This is a genomic window from Microbacterium sp. P2_F9 (genome assembly GCF_056403635.1).
This window is the reverse complement of the sequence record NZ_JBFUFC010000313.1, coordinates 1-2,805: the sequence shown is the minus strand read 5'-3', so window position 1 is coordinate 2,805 and position 2,805 is coordinate 1. Positions and strand designations below refer to the sequence as shown.

Annotated in this window: 3 protein-coding genes; 2 read left to right on the top strand and 1 reads right to left on the bottom strand. The window is 70.4% G+C overall.

All coding sequences use genetic code 11. The annotated features are described in order from the left end of the window. The coding region (locus AC1DVT_RS19315) for a serine hydrolase domain-containing protein (RefSeq protein WP_477390916.1) at positions 1–1,401 on the top strand (1,401 nt) is incomplete at its 5' end. On the opposite strand, the gene rsmD is transcribed toward AC1DVT_RS19315, so the two are convergent. Next, positions 1,344–1,922: a 16S rRNA (guanine(966)-N(2))-methyltransferase RsmD gene (gene rsmD, locus AC1DVT_RS19310; protein ID WP_457098366.1), complete on the bottom strand. Its 579-nt coding sequence runs from the start codon at positions 1,920–1,922 to the stop codon at positions 1,344–1,346. The two genes, AC1DVT_RS19315 and rsmD, sit on opposite strands and share 58 nt — an antisense overlap. 65 nt (positions 1,923–1,987) lie before the next feature. On the opposite strand from rsmD, the gene AC1DVT_RS19305 reads away from it, so the two are divergent. Then, on the top strand, positions 1,988–2,805 hold an 818-nt coding region (locus AC1DVT_RS19305), incomplete at its 3' end, for an OB-fold nucleic acid binding domain-containing protein (RefSeq protein WP_477390913.1).

Genomic DNA, 2,805 nt, shown 5'->3' with positions numbered 1-2,805 from the left:
ACGATGACGAGCCTTCTCCTTTCCCGCTCGCGCCCCGAAGACCAGGGCCTTCCTGCCGCCGCCGTTGCCCGATTGGTCGCCGCCCTCGACCCGATCCCGCATGTCCACACCCTGACCGTCACCCGACATGGGCACGTCGTCGCAGAGTTCGCACGGCCGCCGTACGAGCGCGATGCGCCGCACGCCCTCTACTCCGTGAGTAAGAGCTTCACCGCGATCGCCATCGGCATCGCGATCGACGAGGGCCTATTCGGTCTGGACGACCGTGTCATCGACCTTCTCGCGGACCAGGCGCCCCGGCATCCGTCCGCCCATCTCGAAGCGCTCACCGTGCGCCACGTGCTGACGATGACCACCGGGCACGACCCGGAACCTGAGGACTGGGGTGACGACTGGGCGCGCACGATCCTCGCAGCGGACCTGCCCCACGCACCCGGCACCCACTGGCTGTACAACACCGCAGGCACCCACCTGCTGTCCCAGATCATCCAGACGCGCACGGGCGAGCGACTGCTCGACTACCTGACGCCGCGCCTCTTCGACCCGCTCGGGTTCGAGGGACCGACTTGGCACGAGAGCCCGACGGGGGTGGATGCCGGAGGGTTCGGCCTCTCGATCCGTGCGGAGGAGCTCGCCGCGTTCGGGCAGCTGCTCCTGCAGCGCGGTCGCTGGCAGGGTCGGCAGCTCGTGTCCGCGGAGTGGGTCGAGCTGGCGACGAGCGGGCAGGTCTCCAACGGCACGCCGGCGGAATCGTCGGACTGGGGGCAGGGCTACGGCTTCCAGTTCTGGATGTGCCGGCATGGCGCCTACCGGGGCGATGGCGCGTTCGGCCAGTACGTCGTCGTCCTGCCCGACCACGACGCGGTGGTCACCATGACCGGTGGGCTGCCCGACATGCAGCAGCCGCTCGACGCGCTGTGGACCACCCTGCTGCCGGCCTTCGACACCGAGGAGCCGGCCGCCGAGGTGCCACCGCCCGCTCCCGTCGCGACCGTCGGCGGCGAGAGCCGGAACGACGAACTGGTCTTCGAGTACAACGGGCCGATCCGCCGGCTGCGCATCTCCCAGGACGTGCTCGGGATCGACGACTTCGAGGTGCGCTTCTCGCCCGAGAAGTGGGTCACCGGACGTGTATCGCTCGAACTGGAGACCGATCCGCCGTGGTTCAGCGATCGGGTCGCCGCATCAGGCGGCTGGCAGGGCGACACATTCGTCGTCGAGCTTCGGATCCTCGAGGATGCCGTCACCGTCAGGCTCGAGCTGAGGCCGGACGGGCATCTCACGATCACGCGCGACGTCGGCTTCGAAGGCCCCTGCGTGTGGGAAGGGGATCCGCGCGCGGATCAGGGTGCTTCGTCGACCTCGTCGAAGGACGCCCACCACAGCGTCGTGTCGCCGTAGCGCTTCGAGCGGTCCAGCACGAGTCCGGCCGGCAGCGTCGGCTGCGGTGACCGCGAGGCGCGCTCCACGATGACGGTGGCCATCGGCGCGAGCGAAGGCACGAGCAGCGCGAGGGCGCTCGTCAGCTCGTGCTCCGCGACGTCGTACGGCGGATCCAGGAACACCAGGTCGAACGGGCCGTGGGCGACGTGGAGATACGCGAAGGCCGAGGTGCGGTGCACGCGGATCGCGGCATCCCGCCCCACAGACTTGCCCACTCGTGCCGCATTCCGTTCGACGACGGATGCCGCGCGCGGCGCCTTCTCGACGAGATCCGCGCTCGCCGCCCCTCGGCTGACCGCCTCGAGTCCCAGTGCGCCCGATCCCGCGTACAGATCGAGCACCGCGGCGCCACGGAGGGCATCCGCCGATTCGAGGGCGCCGAAGAGCGACTCTCGCACGCGGTCGCTGGTGGGCCGGGTACCGGCGTCGGGGACCTCGAGTGCGAGTGAGCCGGCGCGCCCCGCGATGATGCGTGTCACACGCCCACGATAGCCGGGGCACGGACGCGGCTCGAGGCGTCGGCGGCTCGACCTAGACTCGGACCATGCCCGGCCACGCGCTCGAGTCACGGCTCGACGGAGCCGTCGGCGGCAAGACCGCCGCAGCGCTCGACCGCGCATTCGGCATGAAGACGGTGGGCGACCTGCTGGCGCACTACCCGCGACGGTACGTGCGCCGCGGCGAGCTGACGCCGATCTCGTCGCTCCCGGTCGGCGAGCCCGTCACGATCGTCGCCGAAGTGCGCCGCGCGAGCGAACGGCGGATGCAGGCGCGCAAGGGCTCGATCCTCGAAGTCACCATCAGCGACGGCCAGGGCGAGCTTTCGCTCACGTTCTTCAACCAGACCTGGCGGCTCAAAGAGCTCCAGCCGGGACGCCGGGGCATCTTCGCCGGCAAGGTCGGCGAATACCGCGGGACGAAGCAGCTCGCCCACCCGGACTACGAGCTCTTCGACGACGAAGACACGGCGCGTGCGACGGCGGAGGCCTACGCGAACCTGCCGATCCCGATCTATCCGGCCACGGCCACGATCGCGAGCTGGCAGCTGGTGAAGATCGTCGCCCTCGTGCTCGATGGGCTGGGCGACGTACCCGACCCACTCCCGGAGGCGCTGCGCAAGGAGCATGGCCTTCTCGACGCCCGCACCGCGATCGAGCGCATCCACCGCCCCGACTTCGGAGACCAGATCGAGCAGGCGCGCGAGACGCTGCGCTGGCACGAGGCCTTCATTCTCCAGACCGCGCTCCTGCAGCAGCGGCAGTTCGTGCGGGCCCTCTCGGCGACCGCCCGGGAGCCCGGCAGCCTGCTGGAGCGATTCGACGCGTCGCTGCCCTTCGCCCGCACCCCCGACCAGCTGTCGGT